The 670-nt window shown below is 63.1% G+C and carries 1 pseudogene; it reads left to right on the forward strand.

Features of this window, described 5'->3' with window-relative positions:
* Positions 1 to 670, forward strand: a pseudogene (locus P0D96_RS48275) (MGH1-like glycoside hydrolase domain-containing protein); the annotation flags it as partial.

Raw genomic sequence — 670 nt, forward strand, 5'->3', positions numbered from 1 at the left:
CGAATACGCGAAGGCGGATCCGGACGACATCCTCGTTCGTATTTCCGTGCACAACCGCGGACCAGAAGCGGCACGGCTGCGGGTCCTGCCGACGCTATGGTTCCGCAACACATGGTCATGGGGTGAGGACGATCGCAAGCCCTCGCTGCTCGATGCGGGCCCAGGCGCCATTCAGGCCACGCACCCTGAACTGGGCCAGTACTGGCTCCATTGCGATGGCTCCCCGGAGACGCTCTTCACCGAGAACGAGAGCAATGCGCAGCGTCTGTGGGGCCAGCCCAACGCGTCTCCCTACGTCAAGGATGCGTTCCACGCCTACGTCATTTCGGGACAAGGCGACGCGGTGAATCCCGCCAGGACCGGAACCAAGGCCGCGGCCCACTATATCTGCGACGTGCCCGGCGGCGGCAGCACGACCATCCAGCTGCGTCTGATGGCAACCAAACTGGACAATGCGTTCCGCGACTTCGAGAACATATTCAATAGCCGCATCGCCGACGCTGACGAGTTCTACGAGCGGATTGCGCCCGCATCGTTGACCGAAGACCAGCGCCGGGTGCACCGTCAGGCGTTGGCGGGAATGCTGTGGAGCAAGCAGTACTACTACTTCGACCTGCAGCTCTGGCTGCGCGAGCACCGTAGTCATCCATTGCTCGAGGCCCAGCGCCAC

The organism is Paraburkholderia sp. RL17-347-BIC-D (genome assembly GCF_046027915.1).
Lineage (GTDB): Bacteria > Pseudomonadota > Gammaproteobacteria > Burkholderiales > Burkholderiaceae > Paraburkholderia.